Genomic DNA, 24,288 nt, shown 5'->3' with positions numbered 1-24,288 from the left:
TTGGGAAAAACTGATGAACTCAACGCCCGCTTCCGCCACGCTTCGCGCGGAACTCACTAAAACCACGCAGACCGTTCATACCCTTGAAGAGACTATTCGTCAGCAGCTTGGCTATTTACAGGGCGCGGTGCCGCTGTTGCCCGCTGAGTTGCAGCAGCGCTTTACCGCTGAAGAAGCGCGCGTTAACGAACTTTATGCTCTCATTCCGGCGCCGCTGCGCGCGCCATGGCAGAGTGATTTCTGGCAGAGCTTTGAGGCCGATGGCGATCCGACGCCGCTGGAATATTATCTGTTTGGTCAGTTGCCGATTCCCATGCCGGATCGGCGCATGGCATGTCGTCCCGTTTATCAGCCTTTATTGCGCGCCGAGGGCGCCATTATTCTGCTGACCGACGACAGCAGTCTGGATCGATCGCGTGCGTTGCAGCGTGACATTGTGCTGCGTACCGCCACGCTGCTGCCCGGCAGCAGCACCTTTACGCTGTTCGATCCCAAAGGTTTGGGCGCCACTTTTCCGTTCGAAGCCAACCTGCCGCGCACGCGCAAAGCGGGCAGCAGCATCGGCGAAACGCTGACCACCATTACGCAGGATATTCAGCGCATTAATCAGCGCGTTGTTGGCGGCGCGGGGCGTTTTCTGGATCTCACTAAAGAGGCGCGTTCCGGTGAATCGTTTGAAATCATCGCGGTGGTGGATTTCCCTTCCGCTTACGAGCGCGAACCGCGTGCGCTGGAATTGCTGACGCGCATTGGCGTATCGGGCCCGCGAGCTGGCCGTCATTTGATCCTCGAATACAACACGTCGTCGCCGTTGCCGCGCGATTTCGACATGAAAGCGTTTGAGAACGCCGTGGTGATCGATTGCCGTGCCGAAAAGGGCCTGCAGATTACAGATTTTGCTACGCATGAGGTGATTGAGCGGCTGCTGGATCAGGCTGAAACCCATCAGCGTCTGCAGAGCAGCAACAGCTTTAACGCGCTGGCGCCGCTTGAAAAAATGATGAGCGCCAGCTCAGCCGAGCGTATTGAAACGCCGGTTGGCGAGCGGCTGAATATTCTGTTTGGTAAACACCATTCATCGGGTGAAGTGGCGCACGGCGTGATTGCCGGGCAGGTCGGCTCGGGCAAATCGCATCTGCTGCACGTGATTATCTCCGGCCTCACCAGCCGTTATTCGCCTGAGGAATTAAAGCTCTATCTGCTCGATGCCAAGCACGGCGTGGAGTTTAAAGTTTATAAAGATCTGCCGCACGCTGAAGTGGTGTCGTTGCGTACGCGTCCGGCGATTGCCCGTAAGATCCTCGCTGATTTCCATGCCGAGATGAAACGGCGCTATGAACTGTTCAAAGATGAGAACGTTAACAACTTGGCCGCCTGGCGCAGTAAAACCGGTAAGGTTTTGCCGCGCATGCTGCTGATTATCGATGAGTATCAGCTGATCTTTGAAGGCGATGCCGCCGCCGGTATGGATGAACTGGGACCGATTTTGCGCATGGGCCGAGCGGCGGGCACGCACCTGCTGCTTTGCGCGCAACGCTTTGATGTTGAAGGCATGCGCAGCAGCAACTTCAATGAAATACACCTGCGCGCCTCGCTGTCGCTGGCGCAGGATTATATCCAGACGATTTCCGCCTTTGGTACCGAAGGCAAGCGCCTGATTCGCGATTTGGCCGCCTCGGGCGAACTGGTGATCAACGCGCAGTCAGGCCGCGATGGTGATAACCACCGTGGTGCCGTGGCGCGGCTGGCGCGTCGCGATGATTATGCGGGCGCAAATGGCGATCAGCCGACGCTGGAGAGCGTGATTGAGAGCATTGTCAGCCACGTGGGTCCGCAGGCGTCACGTCCGATCATGCTGGATGGCACCATGGCCAGTACGCTGGCCGATAACGCTTTTGTGATGCAGCACCGCGTTGCGCCACCGTCAGCCGAGGAGTTGCAGCGCATCGCCGCGCTGCCGCTGCGTGATGGCGGTTTTGAGGAGCGGATGTGGACGCCATCCGGCAAGCCGATCGGGCTCTGGCTGGGACGTAACTTCGACGTGCGTTCACATGCGCTGTGCACGCTGCGCCGCGGGCGCGGACAAAACATGCTGATGGTGGGCTCGCGCACCGAGCTGCGCGCGACCATGCTGGCAAATATGCTGGTGGGCTTGCCCGCTACCGTTGCGCCGCAGGAGCTGGATCTAACGGTGATCGATGCGCTGGATCCCTACCTGCCGGGCGGCGGTATCGTCAACACGGCGGCAGAATATCTGCGAAGCCTCGGCGCGCAGGTGACGCTGGCCGATGCCTCGCAGGCCGAAGCGGCGCTGACCGCGTTTGCTGACACCGCGCACAGCCGCCAGGGGCTGTTAATTCTCTGTGAGCCCGATCGCATCGATGCGCTGGTTGACGGCTACGATCCTTATGGTGCGCCGGAAAGCGGCCTGTGGGCCACCTGGCGCGATCTGGTTCGTCGCGGCAGCGATCGGTCGCGGCACGTGATCGTCTCAGCGGAATCGGTGACTGCGCTGCAAAGCTTTATGAATCCTTCGCGCGACGGTCGTGACTTTATTCATCGCGTGGTGCAGCAGCTTAGCGCCGATGATTCTATGACGCTGTTCTCATCATTAGCGGCCACGCAAATTGAAGAGATGACTGAGCACCCACTGGCGGCGATGTACGTTGACCTGGTGAAAGGCGAGCGCGCGCGCAACCTGTTCAGCAGTTACGCCTTCGATCACGACATCAGCCGTGAACAGACTCGCGAGCAGCTGCAAGTGCTGCTGGCCACCGCGTTTGGAGAAGCTACCGTTGTCACTGAATGAGAGCTACCCCTTGATGCGCCACTTCCAGCGTGAGCTGGAAGGGTTTCATCAGGCGCTGTCGATCCAGCAGCGTAGCCTGAAAGAGGGCTACGTGCTGCTGGATGCGCTGTGGCGCGATGCCGATCATCAGGCCATCGCGGTGATGCTGGAAACGGTGATGGCGGAGAACGATGCCTATCTGAAAACCGATGCGCCGGTATTTGAAGATCACATTGCCCGCAAGCTGCAGCAGCTGGCGCGCTATCTGCGAGGTAACGGCTGATGTCATTGTCGCTTGCTGAACATTTACAGCGCTATCGTGACGATATTGCGCGCCAGCTACAGGAGGTTGAAAGCCGGCGCGCAAGCCTGACCGCTTCATGGTATCGGCTGCGTGAGAACTGGCAAGGCGAGGGTGCCGACGCTTTTCATCAGGCGTTTCATCGTGCCCTGAGCCGGTTTGACAGCCAGGCTGAGCGGCTACAGCGGATGTTGCCGCAGCTTGACGTCGCGCTGGAAAATCTGCGTGCTCACTTCAACTCAGAGGGCTAACTGAATGACACAAACCCCGCGTGAAGCCCAGTTCCTGATCGACCAGATTGAACAGGAGTTAATGGACTGGAGCCGCAATTTCAATGTGGTGCATCAGGAAAACAACGCGCAGTTTCAACGCGCGGATAACGTGGTCGCCGATTTCAGAGAGGTGGTGGCGCTGGTCAGCAGCCAGATCGACGATGCCACCGATCATCTGAACCGGGTACGTGAGAAAAGCCAGGCCATGTGCGAACTGGCCGCCGACACGCAGGATCAGGCTAACCGCGCCCATCAGCACGCGGCGAAGGTTTATCAACGCAGCGTGAATGCCGCCGCAGAGTGGCGCGATGCACTGCAACGTGCCGTGCAGCTGGTTAATCGTTGTCAGGCGGCGAAACTGCAGGCCGCCAGCGAGGTCTCTTCGGCGCAAACCCGCGCTCAGCAGGCCGCTAACGATTTGGCCCATGCGCAAAACGCCTATAACAGCTGTATGAACTCGTGGACCACCAATTCCAAGGGCGAGCGCCAGCGACCCAACTGCAGTTCTGATGCGTCGCGCGTCACCAACGCGCGGCATCATCTCGACTCTGCACGCCGTCACCTCAATCAGTGTGAATTTGAACTGCAGCAGGCGATCGATCAGCTCAACGCCGCGTTCATTAAACAGCAAAGTTGTGAAAATGGCGTCGCGAAAACCGAAGAGGCGTTGGTGTATGCGCAGCAGGCGCGCGATCGTGCCAGCCAGGCGAGCAACAGCGCCAGCGAAGCCAGACAGTGGGCCGACGAAGCGTGGCAGCAGGCTGAAAGCGGCGTTCGACTGGCGCAGGACATGCAGAGCCAGCATAACATCGCCAGCCAGCAGACTGCGCTGGCCGAGGAAGATGTCGCGGATGCGTTGCAGGATCACGCGGCATTTGCCAGGGCACTGGAAGAGTATCAACGTCGCCAGTGGCAGGCGCGTGAAGAGCTGGGTGACGCTTTTGAAGCCCTGCGCCAGATCAACAGCAAAGAGGGCCTGTAATGGACGCACCCCTGCAAATACAGGCGATTTATAACCTGGTTGAAGAGCAGACGCTGCTGTTTGCTCATCAGATCAATCATTATCACGATGAAACCCAGGCGATGCTGCGCCGCTGGGACGACGCCCGATCGGTGGAGTTTCAAAAAACGCATCAGTCCGGCCTGAACGAGGTCTCTTATCAGGCCACCGATATTCTCAAACGGGCGCGGCTCCATCTGCACACCGTGCAACAGGCGATCAGAATCGGTGATGAGCATTTGACGCAGGCGCGCATGCGTATGCATTCACTGGAGGAAGTTACCGGTGAATCACTGCTGCTTCAGCAGCGTGCTACCGATTTTGCCGAACGCGCCACGATGTCGATACACAATGCGCAATACAGCATCAGTGATGCCGAGCAGCTGCTTGGCTCGCTGGGCACGCCGCCGATCTGATCGCTCAGGCTTTTTTTATACGTCGTAAATGGAATTCACATGACCACGCTTTCACCGCTTGGCGAGCAAATTGCCTCGCCGCCCGTCACACGCTCTTATACCGCGCTGTCGCTTAACCTGGCGCTGTTACTGGCGGTCGGGCTTTATCTGCTGTTTTCCCTCTGCGTGCTCTGGGCCGCAAGGGACATTGATATTTTTCGCGCGACGCCGTTTCTCTTCTGGCTGATGGCCAGCCTTGGCATCGCGCTGCTGTTGGCGGTGCTGGTGCTTGAGCCGCTGCTAAAGCGTATCCGGGCAAACAGCCTCGCGGTGGTTTTGCTGATGCTCACGCTGGCAGCGGGCGGCGCCTGGGCCTCGAAAAGTTGGATGCTCACTACGCTGGCTGATGCCGTGGCGGCGATGCCGGTGGCGCAAAAAAATAGCGTGCTGGGACTGAACAAACTGCTGGTGGATAAAAAAACGCCGCAGCTGGCGAAGCTGTTTGGCGTGCAGCCTGAGGCTGTCGAACCCGGCGAGCTGATGGCGTTAAAAAATGTGCAGCTGGCGAGCGGTGTGCTGACGCCGCTGAAAGCCAGGCCGCTAAAAGCCGATCGGGACATGAAAACGCTGTTGATGACGGTGATTTACAGCGCCGGTCTGACGATTGTGGTGGGCGGTATTTTAATTCTGCTGAACGCGCTGGCCGTGATCCTGATTGTGGGCCGCATGCTGGCGGCATTGCTACCACGTCAGGAGCGCACCATTCGCCTCGCCTCACTGGGCGTGACGCTGATTGCAGGTTTCATTCTGTATCACAGCATTGCCGACAAAGAGAGTGTTCTGACCTCCAGCCCACACTATCAGGCATTTTCCAGCGCGCTGGCCCAGCAGCAGGGTGAAGAGATGGCTCAGCTGGTGACCTTTGCCGTGCATAACCAGGGTATCCTGCTTCCGCTGGCAGAACAGGCCGCGGAGAAGGTGAACTGGCGATAAGCGCTGTGTGAGCAACGTGGTCGACAGCAACAATAAAGCCCGCCAGGCGCTGATGCCGGGCGGGCTTTATTTGTCGGGCAGGGCACAGCGGCGGATTACTGCTCGTCGCGCTCTCGGTTTGCCCGCTGACGTTCATAATACTCATCTTCTGCGGTGATAATTTCATCCATCAGGGAATCCATATCCACCTTGTGCTCCTGCTCAGTAAACGTGCCAGTGAGCACGGTTTCCGGGGTCAACTTGCCATCTTCGTACAGCAGCCAAATCTCTTTGGCATAGCGCGTTGTCAGCAGCTGCGGCGCGAACTGACCGTAGTAGGCGGTGATATTATTAACATCGCGTTCAAACATCGATTGAGCGTGATTGTTGGCCGCGGCATCCACTGCCTGCGGCAGGTCGATAATGACCGGCCCCTGCGCATCGAGTAACACGTTGAACTCCGACAAATCGCCGTGCACCAGGCCGGCGCACAGCATGCGCACGATGTTACGGATCATGGTGTCGAAGTCGGCAAGGGCGGTCTCTTCGCTCAGGGTCACGTCGCTCAGGCGAGGTGCAACGCCGCCTTCCGCATCGGTGACCAACTCCATCAGCAACACGCCATCAATACACATGTAAGGCTGCGGCACGCGCACGCCGGCATCGGCCAGACGAAACAGGGCCTCTACTTCCGCCATCTGCCAGGACTCTTCCTGCTGCTTGCGGCCGAATTTAGAACCTTTTTGCATGGCGCGACTGTTGCGCGAGTTACGCACCTTACGGCCTTCCTGATACTGCACGGCCTGCTTAAAGCTACGCTGGGTGGCTTCTTTATAGACTTTGGCGCACTGGATTTTGTCACCGCATAACACGGTGTAAACGTCTGCTTCTTTACCGCTTTTCAGGCGTTGGATGACGTCGTCGATTAGGCCATCATCGACCAGCGGTTGGATTCTGTTTGGGATTTTCATGCGGCTTTATACCTCATTTCAGCCACTTTTCGTATCAATAACCAGATGGCGATACTGGAAAAAAATGGGCACATTCTCAGTTGAGAGAGTCATTCTAAAGGAAAAAGCGCGCTTTGGCTGGATTCCGGCGCTGTTCATTGACGATTTCCTGGCTATGCATGAATTTGCCAACCGCTGTCGACAGCCAGTTGCGCACTGGCATAAGCCGGTTGAAAGAGCGGCTATGGCAAACCGGAGTACAAAACCTGGCGCGACCAGAGCGATCACGCCAGGCAGGAAAGTTGTAACGCGTGAGAGAGGCTTGCGGGGGAGCGCTTCTCCGCCTGTTACCTGTACCGCGCAATAACGCGCGTTGCGGTGGTTCACTGGCGGCGTTGCCTGCGTGTTCTGCGCTTACTGGCGCATGCCAATTGCCAGCCGGTTAAAGGCGCTCATTAAGGCCACGGCAAAGGTGAGATCGGCGATTTCACGATCGGTAAAATGCGGCCTGAGATTATCGTAATCACAATCTGGCGCATGGGTGTCAGCGACGTGAACCAGGGATTCGCTCCACTGAAGGGCTGCGCGCTCGCGTTCACTGAAATGCGCACTGACATGCCAGCCTGCCAGCGCATCAAGTTTAGCCACATTTTCACCTCCGGCACGCAGGGATTGGCTATGCATCTCCAGACAGAATGAGCAGCCGTTAATCTGTGATATGCGCAGGTAAACAAGCTCAATCAGGTTCTTGCCCAGCGAACTGGTTTCGAGCGCCTTTTTGGTGGCAAGCAGCCCTTTATAGGCATCTGGTGATAATGCGGCGTAAGCAAGGCGGAGAGGCGTCATTGTTATTTTCCTTATTGAGGGAGAAAAGCGTTCAGGTTGGACTTCCTGCATAGTAAGGGGTGTTTTGCCTGCCACTTTCCCGGGAATGCTGTGGTGAATAGCTGCGCGGTGCGTTAGAGCCGCTCGAACTTTACAGGCGATGCGTGACGGATTCAGATAAGGGGAATATTTGGCTGGAGAGATAAATAACGGTCACTATTTTGATAAAGGCCGGTTTATTGATGCGGGGGAGTGAGATCTATGCCGTGTCGCATTGGTGTATGTAGATGACCCGTGCACTATCGCTGACATTGCAATACGTTGCTCACTTCGAAGCGTATTGGCTGCTGTAGGTGATTGAGCATACGACACTCGGACAGTGCGACGTTTGCGATGTGTAATTGTCTCTGACTTTGAAACGTGAGGATGAAGGAGCAGAAAGAATGGTCAGGGCAGAAAACAAAAAAGCCCGCAGGGCTTACGCCTTGCGGGCTTTCAGGACTTCATCGGATGGTTCTGGTGGCCATCGATCAAGAATTTGGTGGAGCTGGCGGGATTTGAACCCGCGTCCGAAATTACTACACCGTCGGCACTACATGCTTAGTCCAATCTTTACATTCGCCTGTCAGCTGCGGATGGACACGCCACTAACAAACTAGCCTGATTAGATTTAACGCTGCAACCCCAGGCAAGGTATTCACGCGATCTCTTTTGGTTTTGACCTCTCTTGATCCCCGTCCTAAGAGCGGAGGCTAGGGAGAGAGGGCTCTTAGCAGGTTATTAAGCTGCTAGGGCGTAGTTTTCGTCGTTTGCGACTATTTTTTTGCGGCTTTTTACGAGGCAAACCGCCCCTCGGCATGCTCCTAGGGCTTCGCAAATCCCGTCGAATCCAGAATCAGCCCCAAGTACTGTTACGCAGTATAGCAGAAAAACATCTACCGTTACCAGTGGGTTAGCGCTGTGCTTTTTTCATAATACGTGCTTTATCGAGCTTCCATTCACGTTCTTTGATGTCGTCACGCTTATCGTGTTCTTTCTTACCGCGAGCCACGCCGATTTTGAGTTTGATCCAGGCGTTTTTCCAGTAAAGCGAGAGGGCCACGATGGTATAACCTTCGCGATTTACGCGGCCATACAGCGAATCCAGCTCACGCTGATTAAGCAGCAGTTTACGGCTGCGCGTCGGATCGCAAACCACGTGAGTGGAGGCAACCAAAAGCGGCTGAAAGGTTGAACCAAACAGGAAGGCTTCACCATCGCGCAGCAGGATATAGCTGTCGCTGATGTTGGCCTTGCCTGCACGAAGAGATTTGACTTCCCATCCTTGTAGCGACAATCCAGCTTCAAACTCTTCTTCGATGAAGTATTCATGGCGGGCGCGTTTGTTAAGGGCAATGGTAGCAGAACCGGGTTTTTGAGCTTTTTTCTTTGTCATAGTGCCACGTAGTTTATATCAGATCGCAATGAATGGCATCCCGTGACCAATATGCACGAGATAAAAGCGGTATTGTAGCATGGCAAAATCGGCAAGGAATTTTTGTTTGATTGCTGAGAATGTTATTATTAGTGTGTTTTGTGATGAACAGGAACTGTTATGGCCCAGATTAGCCGTTCTGCACTCGTGCCTTACAGCGCTGAGCAGATGTATCGACTTGTTAATGATGTGGATGCCTATCCACAGTTTTTGCCAGGCTGCACGGGAAGTCGCGTTCTTGACGCGAAAGACAATCAGATGACTGCGTCAGTAGATGTGTCTAAAGCAGGTATCAGTAAAACGTTTACCACGCGTAATACCTTGCAGGATAACCAGAGCATCCAGATGCAACTGGTTGATGGCCCGTTCCGTAAATTGACCGGCGGCTGGCGCTTTATTTCGTTAAGCGAAGATGCCTGCAAAGTTGAGCTGAGCCTCGATTTTGAGTTCACCAACATGTTGGTGGAAATGGCGTTCGGTCGTATCTTCAAAGAACTGGCGAACAACATGGTGCAGGCTTTTACTCACCGTGCAAAAGAGGTTTACAGTGCCTGATATCGCCGTTGAAGTGGCCTATGCGCTGCCGCAAAAGCAGTATCTTTATCGCATAGCGCTGCCCGCAGGCAGTACAGTTGAGCAGGGGATTCAGGCATCCGGCATTTTATCTGTTCGGACGGATATTGATCTGGCGAAAAACAAAGTCGGCATTTACAGTCGGCCCGTAAAGCTGACTGATGAACTTCAGGATGGCGATCGTATCGAAATTTACCGTCCGCTGATTGCCGATCCGAAAGAGTTACGTCGGCAACGCGCTGAAAAATCGGCAAAAAAATAAGGCGCAAAGGCGCCTTTTTTTGTGCTCGCGTTAGATTAACCTTTGTGGTCAGTTAACGCAGGCTTGTTGTTGATGTTGGTCAACACGCCTTTGCTGTCAAAAGTCAGCGTCAACGTCTGCTGTTTTACTTTCTCGTGACCCGGTTCCTGACGGAACACATAATACCAGGTGTTGCTGCCAAACGGATCGCGCATCATTGGCGTGCCGAGCGTATAGGCAACCTGCTGCTGCGTCATGCCCTGATGAATCTTCGCAACGTCGTTAGCAGCCAGATAATTCCCCTGGTTGATATCCGGACGGTAAACCACTCGTTCCAGCGTCGAACAACCAGCCGTTGTCATTAAGAGTACCACTGCAGCAGCAGTCAGCGTTTTACAGCGCATTTATCATTCCTTTTATAGGGCCAACCGCCTTCTTGATCACCACCTGAAGCGCCGTCTGCACAGGCATCATTGCTTACTCAATCGCCTTTAAAAGGGATGCAGCAGATGTTCTTCATGCCTGTATTCTTCAGCTGTCTGTCGCTCAGGAGCGGTGTCGAGGCCGTTTCGTATGCCATCAAATTCTGAACTCTGTCTACGGTATCCAGGTTTAACTCAGGCGACAAGCTGCCGATGATAATAGACCTTTCAGTTGATGGGAACCTCTACAGAGCAAGCATATGACCCCAGGGATAAAAAAAAGTGCGACGTTACGCGGCCAAAAGTTCTTTGGCGTTGGCCAGCGTATTGCGAGTAACCTCGCTGCCTCCCAGCAAACGTGCCAGTTCCTGCAGGCGTGCGCGTTTGTCCAGCGGCTGCATGTGGGTTTCGGTCATGTTGCCGTCAGTTTCTTTGCTGACATAGAAATGCTGATGACCACAGCCAGCGACCTGCGGAAGGTGAGTCACGCACATTACCTGCGTGGACTCGCCGAGTTGGCGCAGCATTTTCCCCACCACCGCAGCGGTTGGACCGCTGATACCCACATCGACCTCATCGAAAATCAGCGCTGGAGTTTCCATTTTACGGGCAGTAATCACCTGAATGGCGAGCGCAATACGTGACAGTTCACCGCCCGACGCCACTTTAGAAAGCGCCTGCACCGGCTGACCGGGGTTGGTGCTGACCTTGAAGTCAATGCGATCGGCGCCTTCAGCGGTAAGCTGATCGCCATTAAACTGAACATCGATAATGAATTTGCCGTGCGGCATGGAGAGCGTTTTCATGCTTTCGGCAATCAGCTGCTCAAGCTCCTGCGCAAAGTGCAGGCGACTCTCATGCAGCGCCTGCGCGGTTTCCTGCGCCGCCCGATGATGCTCAACAACCTGTTGGGCAAGCAAACCCTGATCGCTTTCATGCTGAGAAAGCAGTTCTTCTTCCGACAACAGCTGCTGATGAAAAACAGGCAGTTCTTCAGGTGAAACGTGATGCTTGCGGGCCAGCGCGATTTGGCGCGACAGGCGTTGCTCAAGTTCATACATGCGGTTGGGATCGAGATCGAGACGATCGCAGTAATGGCGCAGCTCATCGCTCGCTTCACTCATCTGAATAGCCGCTTCTTCGAGCATGCTCAGCACGCTGCCCAGCGAAGCATCAAGACTGACCAGTTCAGTCAGCATCTGGCGAGCACTGTAGAGCTGGCTTTGCAGGTTGCTGTCATCGCCATCGGCCAGCATTTGCAGCGTTTGCTGACTGATTGAGAGCAGCTGCCCGCTGTTTGCCAGGCGTTTGTACTCTTCGTCAATCGCTTCAAATTCACCGGCAACGGGTGCAAATTCGTTGAGTTCTTTAAGCTGATATTGCAGCAGTTCACGACGGGATTCGCGTTCCTGCGCGGCCTGCTGATGCTGCGCCAGCGCGCGGCAGCTCTGATGCCATAAACGGTAGCGTGCCGCCATTTCCTGCAGCAATACCGGCTGATCGGCATAGCCATCCAGCAGATTTTTTTGGTGATCGGCTTTGAGCAACAGCTGATGCGCATGCTGACCATGGATTTGAATGAGTAACTGACCCAGATCGCGCAGCTGCGAAAGCGGAACCGCCGTGCCGTTGATAAAACCGCGTGAACGGCCATCGGCGCTGATGACGCGACGCAGCAGACATTCACTGCCGTTATCGAGCTGGTTTTCTTCCAGCCAGCGTTGGGCCGCTGGCGTATCTTTTAACGCAAAGCGCGCGCACAAATCGGCACGCGGCGCATTTTGTCGAACCATATCCGCTTCGGCACGGCCGCCAAGGCATAAACCAAGTGCATCGATAGCGATCGATTTTCCGGCGCCGGTTTCTCCGGTAATCGCTGTCATACCGCGTTGAAAATCTATTTCCAGTTCGCGAACGATAGCGAAGTTACTGATGGTAAGCTGTGCCAGCATAATGCCTTCCTGTATAGAAAAACAGATATGGTTTTTCATACAGTATAAACTGGTTTTTTAACCAGTAAATAGCTGGATCGCTTTTTTAGAACAATTTTTTTGACCAGCCGAGTTTTGAACTTAGCGTGTTGAAATAGCTGTAGTTTTTAGGATGAATCAAATTGAGGTGGTAATCGCTCCGCCGGATCAGCACATCTTCGCCTTCCTGAATAGGCAGGGCAATTTGGCTGTCGCAGCTGATCTCCAGGTCGCTGCGTAACGAAGAAAAGCGCAGGCGGATGGTACTGGAGCTATTAATCACCAGCGGTCGGGCAGAGAGCGTGTGCGGAAACATCGGCACAATGGCGATGGCGTCCAGCGACGGCGTTAAAATAGGACCGCCAGCAGAAAGCGAATAGGCGGTTGAGCCGGTCGGCGTAGAAATAATCAGGCCATCGGAACGCTGGGAGAAAGCGAAGTTCTCATCAATATAGACTTCGAATTCAATCATATGCGCCACTTTACCCGGATGCAGAACCACCTCGTTGATCGCGGTACCGATGCGCGGTGAGCAGGCATCACGGCAGACCTGCGCTTCAAGCAGAAAGCGGCTTTCAACGATGTAATGGCCTTCCAGCACGTCCGCCAGCTGTTGCTGCGCATTATCGGGATCGAGATCGGTCAGAAAACCGAGATTACCGCGATTGATGCCAATGACCTTGATGTCATAGCGCGCCAGCACCCGCGCAGCGCCCAGCATATTGCCGTCACCGCCGACGACTACCGCCAGATCGGCGCGTTGGCCAATATCCGACAGCGAGCCGGTTTCTACATTTTCCAGTGAGAGTTCACGCGCAATCTGCTGCTCAATGATGACTTCGTAGCCTTTATCCGTCAGCCAGCGATAAAGCATTTCATGCGTGGTTAGCGCAGTGGGATGGCGTGGATGTCCGACAATGCCAATGCATTTGAAATGGGCGTTCATTATGCTGGTGTCCTCTCAGGCCAAAGTGGCCAGACAATGTGATGGCTTCTCTTGAAACCACAATTCTGATCCCCATAATAAGCCAACCAGCGAGTGATTGTGAAAAAACGCGGAGATTTCCATGACTAAAGAACAGAACACCCCAAACGAGCAGGCTGCAACAGACGTTGAGCTTGAACAGCAGCAGAACGATGCCACTGAAAATGCGGCAGAAGCGGATCCGCGCGACGAGCGCATTGCGCAACTGGAAGCTGAGCTTGCTCAGTTACAGAACGGCGTAAGGGATGCCCAGTTGCGTGCGCAGGCAGAAATCGAAAACGTTCGCCGTCGTACGGAACTGGATGTTGAGAAAGCCCATAAATTTGCACTGGAAAAGTTTGCCAACGAGCTGCTGCCGGTTATCGACAGCCTTGAACGTGCGCTGGAAGTGGCTGATAAAGCCAATCCTGAGCTGACGTCGATGGTTGAAGGTATTGAACTGACGCTGAAATCACTGTTAGACGCCGTTCGTAAATATGGCGTTGAAGTGGTGGGTGAAACCAACGTGCCGTTCAATCCTGATATCCACCAGGCGATGTCGATGATGGAATCGGAAGAGGTGGCACCTAACCACGTCATGATGGTGATGCAGCGTGGTTATACGCTGAATGGCCGTCTGCTGCGTCCGGCGATGGTTGCGGTTGCCAAAGCAAAAGCGTAACGCGCCTTTTGCTTCCTACGCGCAATACGCGCGTAGGAAGGCAAGCCGATCAGGCTGGCAACTGCGGTTGCCAGTCGATGGCTTTCTTACCTGCTTTAGCCAGAATATCGTTGGCGGTTGCAAAGTGACCACAGCCTAAAAAGCCGCGATGTGCCGACAGCGGCGAAGGGTGGGGAGCCTGCAACACATGATGGCGATCCCGATCGATAATCGCGCCTTTTTTCTGAGCATGCGAACCCCACAGCAGAAATACAACCCCTTCCCGATGCTGGTTTATCGCCGCAATTACATTATCCGTAAAGGTTTCCCAACCGAATCGCGCATGCGAATGGGCTTTACCGGCTTCTACGGTGAGCACCGTATTTAACAGCAGCACACCTTGTTTTGCCCAGCTTTCTAAAAAACCGTGCTGTGGCCGCTCAAAGTCGCTGAATTCGCTCTGCAGCTCTTTGTAGATGTTGACCAGCGAAGGGGGCACCGCCACGCCGGGACGCACCGAGAAGGCAAGCCCATGCGCCTGATTCGGACCATGATAAGGATCCTGCCCCAGAATAACCACATTGACCTGGCCCAGTTCGGTCAGCCGAAACGCGTTGAAAACATCCTGCTGTGGCGGATAAACCGTTTTTCCTGCCGCCCGTTCCTGTGCAACCAGCGCCAGCGTCTCTTTAAAGTAGGGTTGCTCTTTCTCTTCTGCCAGCACGTCGTGCCAGGTCAGTTCACTCATAACATCTCTCCAGTCAGATAGTGAATCAGCTTAGCATGTGTGTTCGATGCCAAAACCGATTCTAAAAAAGCATAGCCTGACTTTACTAAAAACAGCGACTTAATGCCTTCTGCCTCTGCATGTTCATTACGCGTTGATTTACATCAATGATAGCAACCGCCCATGTTGCTATACCAGGCAGTCTTAATGATGTTATCGCACGGCGTTATTGGCCGTGCCTGATGCCTGGAGGCAAGTATGATCAGTGGAATTCAAATTACTAAAGCCAGCAATGACGCATTGCTGCACTCTTTTTGGTTGTTGGATGACGAAACACAACAGGCGCGCTGTGTCTGCGCAAAAGCGGATTACAGCGAAGACCAGCTGGTGCCACTCAGTGAACTGGGGAACATCGAATATCGGGAAGTACCACTTGAGCAGCGTCCGCAGGTTTTGGTGGAAGGTGGACAGCATCTGAACGTCAATGTGTTGCGTCGCGAAACGCTGGAGGATGCCGTAAAACATCCAGAAAAATACCCACAGTTGACCATTCGTGTCTCAGGTTATGCGGTGCGTTTTAATGCACTAACGCCTGAACAGCAGCGCGATGTGATTGCGCGTACCTTTACTGAAAGTTTGTAAAAACGTAGCAGCGGATGGAAAAGTAAGCAGCTAACTTTGTTTTTATCGTATTGAATAAATGATGTTTTTTTATTCCCGGTGCAAGAGATGCTGCTGAAGAACGAGGCTTTTTAGGTTTTGCTTTCTGTTCAGCTGGCTGATGCTGATAATATTGACTTAAGCCATAAAAAAACCGCCTGAAAGGGCGGTTTTTTTGTAGGCGCGATGAATTATTCGCCTTTTTCTGCCGTTTCGCTGCCGCTGGGTTTGCGGCGTTTGCCGATATTCTTCACGGCGCGATGGCGCAGTTTGACACGCGGCTTATCGGTCTCTTTCTCTTTCTCTTTTTTATCTTTGCGCTTGGCCAGCACTTTCTTCGACGGCTTGCCCTTCAGCTTTTCGCTCGGCGGGCGCGTTGAAGGCCGCAGTTCATCAATTGTGCGAGATTTTAACGGTTCCTGCACATAACGGCTGATTTTGCCGAGCAGCACGTTGTCATGCGCCTCAACCAGTGAAATCGCAATGCCTTTGCGGCCCGCGCGACCGGTACGGCCAATACGGTGCAGATAGATATCAGCGGTACGTGGCAGATCAAAGTTAAAGACGTGGCTGATCTCTTCGATATCGATACCGCGCGCAGCAACATCGGTTGCTACTAATACGTTGGCACGGCCTTCGCTCAGACGCTTGATCGCTTCGTTACGTTTTGCCTGCACCATTTCGCCCTCCAGATAACAACTGGAGATGCCCGCCTGATGAAGCCAGGTAACCAGTTCATGCAGGCGCTCGCGTTTGCGCACAAACACGATGCAGCGCGTGACGTCTGGCTGTTTGAGCAGGTGAATCAGCAGCTTGGTTTTATGCTCAACGTCATCCGCGCGGTAATACCACTGCTGGATTTTCTTACGTTCGCGGCGGGTAGGATCGGCTTCAATTTCCACCGGCTCGTTGAGCAGGCGTTCTGCAAAATTCTGAATCGCTTCGCCTTCCAGCGTGGCAGAGAACAGCAGCGTTTGCTTACGCCAGCGAGTTTCTCCCGCGATGGTTTCGACATCGTTGGCAAAGCCCATATCCACCATGCGATCGGCTTCATCAAGGATCAGTGTCTCAACGGCGCGGCAGTCGAAGTTCTCTTCTTTAATGTATTGCAGCAGGCGGCCGGTGGTGGCAACCACGATATCCTGATTCTCACTGAACACTTCAGCATGGTTCATGTAAGCCACGCCGCCGGTAATGGTGGCGACATCAAGATGGGTGTGTTTGGCCAGTTCGCGTGCCTGATCGGCAACCTGCATCGCCAGTTCACGCGTTGGGGTCAAAATGAGTACGCGCGGCGGGCCCGATTTTTTACGCGGGAAGTCGATCAGGTGCTGTAACACGGGCAGCAGGTAAGCGGCCGTTTTTCCGGTACCGGTTGGCGCCGAGCCCATAACGTCACGACCTTCCAGTGCGGGTGGAATGGCCGCAGCCTGAATGGCGGTAGGGCGCGAAAAGCCTTTGTCCTGCAGTGCTTCCAGCAGGCTATCATCAAGTTCGAGTTCGGAAAAAGTGGTTACAGTCATGGTCTACCTCAGTTTGGGGCGCCGATTATAGACACTTTGCGCAGGATCTTCATCTGTTTGTGCATAACAGATCGCTTTTCACCTGCGATTCTTTGTCCTATGCTAGCGCCGTTTCCGTTTCAGGTAGTGTACATGTCTCAGCAAAAATCGCAGTTACGTCGTGATGGTTTTACCTTTAAGCAGTTTTTTGTCGCTCACGATCGTTGCGCGATGAAAGTGGGCACCGATGCCGTATTACTGGGCGCGTGGGTGCCGGTCAGCAATGTCAAAAATGCACTGGATATCGGCTGCGGCAGCGGACTGATCGCCCTGATGCTGGCACAGCGCACCGGCGAAGAGTGCCACATTGATGCGGTTGAACTGGACGAGCAGGCGGCACAGCAGGCCAGCGACAATGTCGCTCAGTCGCAGTGGGCCGCACGTATGACGGTTTATCACCGTAACGTCGTTGACTGGGCCGCCAGCTGCGACAAGCGCTACTCGCTGATTGTCAGCAACCCGCCTTTTTTTGCGCCCGGCACCGAATGCGCTTCGCCGCAGCGCGCCGCGGCACGTTATACCGATACGCTCGATCATCACACGCTGCTGACCTGCGCTGAAAATCTCATTGAAGAAGAGGGGTTTTTCTGTGTGATTCTGCCGGCGCAGGCGGGCGAAGCTTTTGTTCTGATGGCAGAAGCGCGTGGCTGGCATTTACGTTTTCGTAATGATATTGCCGACAATGCGCAGCGCCTGCCGCATCGCGTTATGCTGGCGATTTCACCACAGCCAGGCGAACAGCTGCTGGAGCGCATGGTGATTCGTGGCCCCGATCAGCGCTATTCAGAAGAGTATTGCAGCCTGACGCGCGATTATTATCTGTTTATGTAGGTCGCTGGCGCAATGATGGTTGGACCGCTTTGCGCCAGCTGTAGCGGATAATCCAGCGTATAATGCAGTCCGCGGCTCTCTTTTCGCTCCAGCGCGCAGCGCACCATGAGTTCAGCCACCTGAACCAGATTACGCAACTCCAGCAGATTGTTGGAGATGCGGAAATGTGAATAATATTCCTCGATTTCCTGCTGCAGCATGGCAATGCGCCGCTGCGCCCGCTGTAAACGTTTGGTGGTGCGCACAATGCCGACGTAATCCCACATGAACAACCGTAGCTCATGCCAGTTATGCTGAATCACCACACGCTCATCGGAATCATCCACCCGGCTCTCATCCCAGGCCGGCAGCGTGACGGCGATTTCTGCGGGTGGCAGGCTGCGGGCAATCTCTTCTGCGGCTGACCAGCCATAAACCAGGCATTCCAGCAGGGAATTCGAGGCCATGCGATTCGCACCATGCAGACCGGTGTAGCTCACTTCACCAATGGCATAGAGCTGATCAACGTCGGTTCTGCCGTGCTGATCAACCATCACGCCGCCGCAGGTGTAGTGCGCTGCTGGCACCACCGGAATAGCATCGCGCGTCAGATCAAAGCCCAGCGTCTGCAATTTTTCACAAATCATCGGGAAATGCGCGCGAATAAAATCGGCGGGCTGATGGCTGATATCGAGGTACATACAGTCAGCGCCCAGGCGTTTCATCTCGTGATCGATTGCGCGAGCCACCACATCACGTGGCGCCAGCTCTGCACGCGGATCAAAATCAGGCATGAAACGGCTGCCATCAGGACGCTTCAGCAAGGCGCCTTCTCCGCGCAGTGCTTCGGTGAGTAAAAAATTGCGTGCCTCTGGATGGAACAGGCAGGTTGGGTGAAACTGATTAAATTCCAGGTTGGCAATTCGACAGCCTGCTCGCCAGGCCATCGCGATGCCGTCGCCGGAAGCGACATCGGGATTCGTTGTATATTGATAAACTTTTGCTGCGCCGCCAGTCGCCAGAATCACTGCGCGGGCGCTGCACGTTTCAACGCGTTCACTATCCCGATTCCAGACCCATGCGCCGGTAACGCGTCGTGCACCCGGCAAGCCCAGCTTGTCGGAAAGAATTAAATCAACGGCATTAAAGCGTTCCAGCAGACGGATATTGGGATGATTTAACGCCAGTGAGACCAGCGTGGTTTCCACTGCATGGCCAGTGGCATCCGCGCTGTGCAAGATTCGACGGTGGCTATGGCCCCCTTCGCGCGTCAGATGAAAACGCTCTTCGCCGTTAAGTGGCGTCTCTTTATCAAACATGACGCCGTGATCGATGAGCCATTGCACGCAATGCCGCGCGTTGTGTGCCACAAAAGCAGCCGCTTCAGAATCACAAATGCCGTCACCAGCAATCAGCGTATCGTCGATGTGCGCATCGATACTGTCATTTTCATCAAACACTGCCGCGATGCCGCCTTGTGCATAAAGCGTCGATCCTTCGTTAACCGGACCTTTGCTGAGTACGATAACCTTATGTTTTTCTGCGACTCTTAGCGCCAGGGAAAGGCCAGCCGCACCGCTGCCAATAATCAGGACATCACAGCTGTATTGATGAGAATCAGTCATTTTGTTTAATTTACTAAACAGGTTGTTTGCTGAGCATATGTCGATTTGCTTCCGGAAAAAAAGCAATTTTCATCTTGAAGGGGGTAAACAAGCGCATCGTGCCGCGCTTAGATGGCGTAAACAACCGCCAGCGCTAGCGATGTCAGGCAATATAAGCGATTTACAGATGAAAAAGTGGTCTCTATGCGCTACTCTGCGCAGCAATCGGCTAAACGTATTTTCGGCCGCACGGGCATCGCCAGACGATGTCACGCTTGCGAGCGACGATTAACGGTGGCAAAAATGAACTTACACGCTAAACCTGGCTCTAATCGCAGGCTTGCTCAAAAAATCAAATGACAGGTGGGTACCAGCGCGTGGAAAAAAATTTGGGGAGATGTTACCTCGGATGAGCGAGCAATTAACGGATCAAATTCTCGTCGAGCGTGTGCAGAAGGGAGATCAGAAGTCATTCAATTTACTGGTTATCCGATACCAGCATAAAGTGGCGAGCCTGGTTTCACGCTACGTTCCCTCAGGCGATGTGCCGGATGTGGTACAGGAATCATTCATTAAAGCCTATCGTGCGCTAGAATCATTTCGTGGCGACAGCGCTTTTTATACCTGGCTTTACCGCATTGCGGTCAATACAGCAAAAAATTATCTGGTTGCTCAGGGACGCCGTCCACCTTCCAGCGATGTGGATGCTATTGAAGCGGAAAACTTTGAAAGTGCAGGCGCACTGAAAGAAATTTCGAACCCTGAGAACTTAATGTTGTCTGACGAATTGAGACAGATCGTCTTTCGCACCATTGAATCACTACCGGAAGATTTGCGTATGGCGATCACGCTTCGCGAGCTCGACGGCCTCAGCTATGAAGAGATCGCCGTTATCATGGAGTGCCCGGTAGGAACGGTCCGTTCACGTATTTTCCGTGCGCGAGAGGCCATCGATAATAAAGTTCAACCGCTTATCCAACGTTAACGATAACGGCTACAGGAAGGGTACTGAGACATGCAGAAAGAAAAACTTTCCGCTCTGATGGATGGTGAAACTTTGGATAACGAAGTTTTATCCGCCTTGTCTAAAGACACTACACTGCAAAAAAGTTGGGAAAGCTATCATCTGATCCGCGACACAATGCGCGGTGATGTTAGTGATGTCCTTCATTTCGACATTTCTGCGCGTGTAGCGGCAGCAATTGCTGACGAACCTGTCAATAAGGTGAGCCACATCATCCCTGAAGCGCAGCCAGAACCTGCTCACTGGCAGAAGATGTCCTTCCTGCAGCGCATGCGCCCATGGGCCGCGCAGATTACGCAGGTCGGCCTTGCAGCCTGTGTGTCGCTGGCAGTTATCGTTGGTGTGCAGCACTACAACCAACCTGATAATGCCGCTTCCGCCTCTGACGCGCCGGTGTTTAACACGCTGCCGATGATGGGCAAAGCGTCGCCGGTAAGCCTGGGGGTTCCCTCGGATGCATTCGACACCAACAGTGCTAATCAGCAGGTTCAGGATCAGCGTCGTCGCGTTAATGCGATGCTGCAGGATTATGAGTTGCAGCGTCGTCTGCACTCTAACCAGTTCCAGCTTGAGCAGAATGCGCCACAGCAGGCTCAGGCGCAGGTTCCCGGCAATCAGTCATTAGGAATTCAGCAGCAGTAATGAAGCACATCTGGTACGCCGTTAGCTTGCTGACCGGCTGCCTGCTGTATCCATCCATCGCCCCGGCGCAAACTTCTGCTTCCGGGGCGTTGTTACAACAGATGGAACAGGCCAGCCAGTCTCTCAATTACGAACTCGCCTTTATCAACGTTTCGCGCCTTGGCATCGAATCACTGCGTTATCGCCATGCCGTGCTGGATAATAAAATTTATGCCCAGCTACTGCAGATGGATGGTCCACGTCGTGAAATCATCCAACGTGGCAACGACATCAGCTATTTTGAGCCAGGCCTTGAGCCTTTCTCCCTGCCCGGTAAGCACATTATTGATGCTTTGCCGTCGCTGATCTATGCCGATTTCCAACAGCTGGCCAGCTATTACGATTTTGTCCCGGTCGGTCGCACGCGCATCGCCGATCAGCTGTGCGAAGTGGTACGCATTGTTGCCCGGGACGGCACGCGTTACAGCTATATTGTCTGGCTGGACAGCGAAACCCGGCTGCCGCTGCGGATCGATTTGCTCGATCGTGACGGCGAAACGCTTGAGCAATATCGCGTCGTAAGTTTTGCCGTCGATGAGGGCGTTCGCGGTCTGATGCAGGGCTTACAAAAGGCTAATTTGCCGCCGTCACTTTCAGTGCCGGATAGCGGTCCGGTTAAGCTCAGCTGGCAGCCTGGCTGGTTACCAGCGGGCATGCGCGAAGTGTCGCAAAATCGGCGTACCTTGCCGGCGCTTAACAAGCCAGTCGAGTCGCGGCTCTATTCAGATGGCCTGTTTAGCTTCTCGGTAAACGTCAGCCCGGCAGATAAAGGCAGTTCTGCGCAGCTATTGCGCACTGGACGTCGTACCGTTCAAATTGAAATACGCGATAATAAGGAAATTATGGTCGTAGGCGAGCTTCCGCCGACAACGGCAAAACGTATTGCTGACAGCATCAACTTAGGTACGCCACAATGATGAGAGAATGGGCCACCGTTGTCGCCTGGCATGACGGCATCGCCACGCTGCACACCGAAGCTAAAACAACCTGCAACAGCTGCTCAGCGCGTAAAGGCTGCGGCAGCGCCATGCTGAATAAGTTAGGGCCAAAAAACGCGCACGTGATGCAAATTAACAGTGAAAAGCCACTTTCACCTGGCCAACGGATTGAGATTGGCATTCGGGAAAGCAGTTTGTTAAGTTCGGCACTGCTGGTCTATATGACGCCGCTGGTCGGCCTTTTTGCCGTGGCGGGCCTGTTCCAGATGCTGTTTGGCAGCGATCTGGCGGCCGCAACCGGTGCGCTGCTTGGCGGCGTGGCGGGCTTTATCGTTGCCAAAGGGTTGTCATTACGGTTGGGACACCGCGAGGCGTTTCAACCCGTTATTCTGTCCATAGCGTTGCCGCCGGATGCGCTGCGCGTGGAAAGCAAAGTGTGATCTTTAGCGATTCCCTTGCCAGGCTGGCTGTCGAACAGCCTTTTTTCATCTTACCTGCCGTAATCTCTTGTACACAGACAAGTTACTTTCTTTCGTGACGGACGCTAACAGTGTAATATGCGTCGTCATTAACGAGGCTGACAGGATAGCGGGAGATATACATTCTCCGCAGATGCGTCTGGCTCAGATGCTCAACTGATTTTATACGCGAAGATATTCATATAAATGAAGCATATAAGAAATTTTTCCATCATCGCCCATATCGATCACGGCAAATCCACACTTTCCGATCGCCTGATTCAAATTTGCGGTGGTTTGACCGAACGTGAAATGGCCTCTCAGGTTCTGGATTCTATGGATCTGGAGCGCGAGCGTGGCATTACTATTAAAGCGCAAAGCGTCACGCTGGATTATAAAGCGTTAGACGGACAGGTTTATCAGCTCAACTTCATCGATACGCCAGGCCACGTCGACTTCTCTTATGAAGTGTCCCGCTCACTGGCGGCGTGTGAAGGCGCATTGCTGGTAGTGGATGCCGGGCAGGGCGTTGAGGCGCAGACGCTGGCTAACTGCTATACCGCAATGGAAATGGACCTGGAAGTGGTGCCGGTTTTAAATAAAATCGACCTGCCAGCAGCCGACCCTGAGCGCGTAGCAGAAGAGATTGAAGATATCGTTGGCATCGATGCCACCGATGCGGTGCGCTGCTCGGCTAAAACCGGCGTTGGCGTACCGGAAGTGCTGGAACGTTTGGTGCGCGATATTCCACCGCCGCAGGGTGATGCGGATGGCCCGCTACAGGCGCTGATTATCGACTCCTGGTTTGATAACTATCTTGGCGTGGTATCGCTGGTGCGTATTAAAAACGGCACCATGCGCAAAGGCGACAAAATTAAAGTCATGAGCACCGGCCAGGTTTACAACGCCGATCGTCTGGGTATCTTCACGCCAAAGCGTGTCGATACCAACGAGCTCAAGTGCGGAGAAGTTGGCTGGCTGGTTTGCGCCATTAAAGATATTTTGGGCGCCCCCGTCGGTGATACCTTAACGCAATCGCGTAATCCTGCAGACAAAGCGCTGCCGGGCTTTAAAAAGGTTAAGCCACAGGTTTACGCCGGGCTTTTCCCAATTAGCTCAGATGATTACGAAGCTTTCCGTGATGCATTGGGCAAGTTAAGCCTGAACGATGCGTCGCTGTTCTATGAGCCAGAGAGTTCAACTGCGCTGGGCTTTGGTTTCCGCTGTGGCTTCCTTGGTCTGCTGCACATGGAGATCATTCAGGAACGTCTTGAGCGTGAATACGATCTTGAGCTGATCACCACCGCACCTACCGTGGTTTATGAAGTTGAAACCACCGCGGGTGAAACGGTTTATGTGGATAGCCCATCCAAGCTGCCGCCGCTTAACAACGTCGCGGAACTGCGTGAGCCGATTGCGGAGTGTCACATGTTGATGCCGCAGGAATTCCTCGGCAACGTGATCACGCTGTGTATCGAAAAACGCGGCGTGCAGACCAACATGGTTTATCACGGTAAGCAGGTTGCGCTGACCTATGAGATTCCGATGGCGGAAGTGGTTCTCGACTTCTTCGACCGTCTGAAATCAACATCGCGCGGCTATGCATCGCTCGATTATAACTTCAAACGTTTTCAAACCTCTGACATGGTGCGTGTTGACGTGCTGATTAACGGCGAGCGTGTCGATGCGCTGGCGCTGATTACTCACCGCGACAATTCGCAATATCGTGGCCGCGAGCTGGTGGAAAAGATGAAAGATCTGATCCCTCGCCAGCAGTTTGATATCGCTATTCAGGCCGCAATTGGCAACCACGTCATTGCCCGCTCAACGGTGAAACAGCTGCGTAAAAACGTTATTGCCAAATGCTATGGTGGCGACGTTAGCCGTAAGAAGAAACTGTTGCAGAAGCAGAAAGATGGTAAGAAGCGCATGAAGCAGGTGGGTAACGTTGAGTTGCCACAGGAAGCGTTCCTTGCCGTTCTGCATGTCGGTAAAGACAGCAAATAAGGAAATTCC

Annotated in this window: 25 protein-coding genes and 1 other RNA gene; 16 read left to right on the top strand and 10 right to left on the bottom strand. The window is 54.0% G+C overall.

Annotation, left to right across the window (positions count from 1 at the left end; genetic code table 11):
- Nucleotides 1–13 precede the first annotated feature (13 nt).
- Genes EM595_RS13485 through EM595_RS13460 form a run of 6 tightly spaced genes read left to right on the top strand, consistent with a single transcriptional unit; the run spans nucleotide 14 to nucleotide 5,749 of the window.
- A complete protein-coding gene (locus EM595_RS13485; RefSeq protein WP_067433032.1) occupies nucleotides 14–2,809 on the top strand; it encodes an FtsK/SpoIIIE domain-containing protein in 2,796 nt (931 codons plus the stop codon).
- Nucleotides 2,796–3,071: a hypothetical protein gene (locus tag EM595_RS13480; RefSeq protein WP_157883889.1), complete on the top strand. Its 276-nt coding sequence runs from the start codon at nucleotides 2,796–2,798 to the stop codon at nucleotides 3,069–3,071. The genes EM595_RS13485 and EM595_RS13480 overlap by 14 nt, the downstream gene beginning before the upstream one ends.
- Complete coding sequence (locus EM595_RS13475; protein WP_067433027.1) at nucleotides 3,071–3,340, top strand: WXG100 family type VII secretion target; 270 nt, start codon at nucleotides 3,071–3,073, stop codon at nucleotides 3,338–3,340. Before EM595_RS13480 ends, EM595_RS13475 begins: the two co-directional genes overlap by 1 nt.
- 4 nt (nucleotides 3,341–3,344) lie before the next feature.
- Nucleotides 3,345–4,343 (top strand): hypothetical protein, encoded by a 999-nt coding sequence (locus tag EM595_RS13470; RefSeq protein WP_067433024.1) that lies wholly within the window; start codon nucleotides 3,345–3,347, stop codon nucleotides 4,341–4,343.
- The gene (locus EM595_RS13465; protein WP_067433021.1) at nucleotides 4,343–4,777 is read left to right on the top strand and encodes a hypothetical protein; all 435 of its coding nucleotides are present in this window, start codon (nucleotides 4,343–4,345) and stop codon (nucleotides 4,775–4,777) included. Before EM595_RS13470 ends, EM595_RS13465 begins: the two co-directional genes overlap by 1 nt.
- Nucleotides 4,778–4,816: 39 nt before the next feature.
- Complete coding sequence (locus EM595_RS13460; RefSeq protein ID WP_067433018.1) at nucleotides 4,817–5,749, top strand: hypothetical protein; 933 nt, start codon at nucleotides 4,817–4,819, stop codon at nucleotides 5,747–5,749.
- A gap of 95 nt (nucleotides 5,750–5,844) precedes the next feature.
- On the opposite strand, the gene EM595_RS13455 is transcribed toward EM595_RS13460, so the two are convergent.
- The 4 genes from EM595_RS13455 to smpB all read right to left on the bottom strand — a co-directional run bounded on the left by EM595_RS13455 (nucleotide 5,845) and on the right by smpB (nucleotide 8,938).
- A complete protein-coding gene (locus tag EM595_RS13455; protein ID WP_067433015.1) occupies nucleotides 5,845–6,699 on the bottom strand; it encodes a PA4780 family RIO1-like protein kinase in 855 nt (284 codons plus the stop codon).
- A gap of 393 nt (nucleotides 6,700–7,092) precedes the next feature.
- Entirely contained in the window at nucleotides 7,093–7,524 is a 432-nt protein-coding gene (locus tag EM595_RS13450) for a carboxymuconolactone decarboxylase family protein (RefSeq protein ID WP_067433013.1), read from the bottom strand.
- A 518-nt stretch (nucleotides 7,525–8,042) separates the two neighbouring features.
- Nucleotides 8,043–8,406: a transfer-messenger RNA gene (ssrA, locus tag EM595_RS13445) on the bottom strand.
- A 49-nt stretch (nucleotides 8,407–8,455) separates the two neighbouring features.
- Nucleotides 8,456–8,938, bottom strand: a complete 483-nt coding sequence (gene smpB / locus EM595_RS13440) for an SsrA-binding protein SmpB (RefSeq protein WP_067433011.1) — start codon at nucleotides 8,936–8,938, stop codon at nucleotides 8,456–8,458.
- Between the two features lie 159 nt (nucleotides 8,939–9,097).
- Between smpB and EM595_RS13435 the strand changes: the two genes are divergently transcribed.
- Both EM595_RS13435 and EM595_RS13430 read left to right on the top strand, forming a co-directional pair.
- A complete protein-coding gene (locus EM595_RS13435; RefSeq protein ID WP_067433008.1) occupies nucleotides 9,098–9,532 on the top strand; it encodes a type II toxin-antitoxin system RatA family toxin in 435 nt (144 codons plus the stop codon).
- Complete coding sequence (locus EM595_RS13430) at nucleotides 9,525–9,812, top strand: RnfH family protein (protein ID WP_067433005.1); 288 nt, start codon at nucleotides 9,525–9,527, stop codon at nucleotides 9,810–9,812. The genes EM595_RS13435 and EM595_RS13430 overlap by 8 nt, the downstream gene beginning before the upstream one ends.
- Before the next feature lie 35 nt (nucleotides 9,813–9,847).
- On the opposite strand, the gene bamE is transcribed toward EM595_RS13430, so the two are convergent.
- The 3 genes from bamE to nadK form a co-directional block, all read right to left on the bottom strand.
- On the bottom strand, nucleotides 9,848–10,195 hold the full coding sequence (gene bamE, locus EM595_RS13425) for an outer membrane protein assembly factor BamE (RefSeq protein WP_067433002.1): 348 nt from the start codon (nucleotides 10,193–10,195) through the stop codon (nucleotides 9,848–9,850).
- A gap of 308 nt (nucleotides 10,196–10,503) precedes the next feature.
- Complete coding sequence (gene recN, locus EM595_RS13420) at nucleotides 10,504–12,165, bottom strand: DNA repair protein RecN (protein ID WP_067433000.1); 1,662 nt, start codon at nucleotides 12,163–12,165, stop codon at nucleotides 10,504–10,506.
- An 85-nt stretch (nucleotides 12,166–12,250) separates the two neighbouring features.
- Nucleotides 12,251–13,129, bottom strand: a complete 879-nt coding sequence (gene nadK, locus EM595_RS13415) for an NAD(+) kinase (protein WP_067432998.1) — start codon at nucleotides 13,127–13,129, stop codon at nucleotides 12,251–12,253.
- A 121-nt stretch (nucleotides 13,130–13,250) separates the two neighbouring features.
- Here nadK and grpE point away from each other — a divergent pair, with 121 nt between their 5' ends.
- Nucleotides 13,251–13,829 (top strand): nucleotide exchange factor GrpE, encoded by a 579-nt coding sequence (gene grpE / locus EM595_RS13410; RefSeq protein WP_067432995.1) that lies wholly within the window; start codon nucleotides 13,251–13,253, stop codon nucleotides 13,827–13,829.
- A 49-nt stretch (nucleotides 13,830–13,878) separates the two neighbouring features.
- On the opposite strand, the gene ung is transcribed toward grpE, so the two are convergent.
- Nucleotides 13,879–14,556 carry a uracil-DNA glycosylase gene (ung, locus tag EM595_RS13405; RefSeq protein ID WP_067432991.1) on the bottom strand — a complete coding sequence of 226 codons (678 nt, stop codon included), beginning with the start codon at nucleotides 14,554–14,556 and terminating at the stop codon, nucleotides 13,879–13,881.
- 237 nt (nucleotides 14,557–14,793) lie between these two features.
- Between ung and grcA the strand changes: the two genes are divergently transcribed.
- Nucleotides 14,794–15,177 (top strand): autonomous glycyl radical cofactor GrcA, encoded by a 384-nt coding sequence (grcA, locus tag EM595_RS13400; RefSeq protein ID WP_067432989.1) that lies wholly within the window; start codon nucleotides 14,794–14,796, stop codon nucleotides 15,175–15,177.
- A 209-nt stretch (nucleotides 15,178–15,386) separates the two neighbouring features.
- Here grcA and srmB read toward each other — a convergent pair whose 3' ends face one another.
- On the bottom strand, nucleotides 15,387–16,718 hold the full coding sequence (srmB, locus tag EM595_RS13395; RefSeq protein WP_067432987.1) for an ATP-dependent RNA helicase SrmB: 1,332 nt from the start codon (nucleotides 16,716–16,718) through the stop codon (nucleotides 15,387–15,389).
- A 132-nt stretch (nucleotides 16,719–16,850) separates the two neighbouring features.
- Here srmB and trmN point away from each other — a divergent pair, with 132 nt between their 5' ends.
- A complete protein-coding gene (gene trmN / locus EM595_RS13390; protein ID WP_067432984.1) occupies nucleotides 16,851–17,588 on the top strand; it encodes a tRNA(1)(Val) (adenine(37)-N(6))-methyltransferase TrmN in 738 nt (245 codons plus the stop codon).
- On the opposite strand, the gene nadB is transcribed toward trmN, so the two are convergent.
- Nucleotides 17,573–19,192, bottom strand: a complete 1,620-nt coding sequence (gene nadB / locus EM595_RS13385; protein WP_067432981.1) for an L-aspartate oxidase — start codon at nucleotides 19,190–19,192, stop codon at nucleotides 17,573–17,575. The two genes, trmN and nadB, sit on opposite strands and share 16 nt — an antisense overlap.
- A gap of 388 nt (nucleotides 19,193–19,580) precedes the next feature.
- Between nadB and rpoE the strand changes: the two genes are divergently transcribed.
- The 5 genes from rpoE (at nucleotide 19,581) to lepA (ending at nucleotide 24,279) form a co-directional block, all read left to right on the top strand.
- Nucleotides 19,581–20,156 (top strand): RNA polymerase sigma factor RpoE, encoded by a 576-nt coding sequence (gene rpoE / locus EM595_RS13380; protein ID WP_067432979.1) that lies wholly within the window; start codon nucleotides 19,581–19,583, stop codon nucleotides 20,154–20,156.
- Nucleotides 20,157–20,186: 30 nt separating this feature from the next.
- A complete protein-coding gene (rseA, locus tag EM595_RS13375; RefSeq protein WP_067432976.1) occupies nucleotides 20,187–20,837 on the top strand; it encodes an anti-sigma-E factor RseA in 651 nt (216 codons plus the stop codon).
- On the top strand, nucleotides 20,837–21,793 hold the full coding sequence (gene rseB, locus EM595_RS13370) for a sigma-E factor regulatory protein RseB (protein WP_067432973.1): 957 nt from the start codon (nucleotides 20,837–20,839) through the stop codon (nucleotides 21,791–21,793). Before rseA ends, rseB begins: the two co-directional genes overlap by 1 nt.
- Nucleotides 21,790–22,254 (top strand): SoxR-reducing system protein RseC, encoded by a 465-nt coding sequence (gene rseC, locus EM595_RS13365; RefSeq protein ID WP_067432970.1) that lies wholly within the window; start codon nucleotides 21,790–21,792, stop codon nucleotides 22,252–22,254. The genes rseB and rseC overlap by 4 nt, the downstream gene beginning before the upstream one ends.
- Before the next feature lie 225 nt (nucleotides 22,255–22,479).
- Nucleotides 22,480–24,279 carry a translation elongation factor 4 gene (gene lepA / locus EM595_RS13360; RefSeq protein ID WP_067432967.1) on the top strand — a complete coding sequence of 600 codons (1,800 nt, stop codon included), beginning with the start codon at nucleotides 22,480–22,482 and terminating at the stop codon, nucleotides 24,277–24,279.
- Nucleotides 24,280–24,288: the final 9 nt, after the last annotated feature.

It is taken from the genome of Duffyella gerundensis (assembly GCF_001517405.1).
GTDB classification, from domain to species: Bacteria; Pseudomonadota; Gammaproteobacteria; order Enterobacterales; family Enterobacteriaceae; genus Duffyella; species Duffyella gerundensis.
This window is presented reverse-complemented; position numbering and strand designations above follow the sequence as displayed.